General features: G+C 59.6%; 1 protein-coding gene. It reads right to left on the bottom strand.

Going from position 1 to position 535, the window contains the following annotated elements:
- Nucleotides 1–32 precede the first annotated feature (32 nt).
- On the bottom strand, nt 33–518 hold the full coding sequence (locus AC1DU6_RS35600) for a (2Fe-2S)-binding protein (protein WP_439096051.1): 486 nt from the start codon (nt 516–518) through the stop codon (nt 33–35).
- Between the last annotated feature and the right edge of the window lie 17 nt (nt 519–535).

The following is a 535-nucleotide window of genomic DNA, read 5'->3' as shown; positions in this document are numbered from 1 at the left end:
GGTTGGCTCAGCTCAGATCAATGCGCCGCGGCTCATTCAGCCGCTTGCGCAACCTTCATGCGTCCGGCGGCGTCGAGCACCGATTTGACGATGTTGTGGTAGCCGGTGCAGCGGCAGATATTGCCTTCGAGCTCTTGGCGCACCGTCTCTTCATCGAGACCGCTGGCGTGGCGGTTTACGATGTCGATCGCCGACATGATCATGCCCGGCGTGCAGTAACCGCATTGCAGGCCGTGATTGTCGCGGAACGCCGCCTGCATCGGATGCAGCTGGTCGCCCTTGGCAATGCCTTCAATGGTGGTGACATTGGCGCCGTCGATCTGACCGACCAGAGTGGTGCAGGATTTCACGGCCTTGCCGTCGATATGGACGATGCAGGCGCCGCACTGGCTGGTATCGCAGCCCACATGGGTCCCGGTCAGATTGAGATTTTCACGGAGCAAATGGACGAGAAGCGTTCTGTCTTCGACCGTGGCAGAGACAGATTTGCCATTGACCGTCAGCTTGACTGTGGACACGCAGACCTCCCGGTATT

The sequence above is a fragment of the Roseateles sp. P5_B10 genome (assembly GCF_056400485.1).
This window is presented reverse-complemented; position numbering and strand designations above follow the sequence as displayed.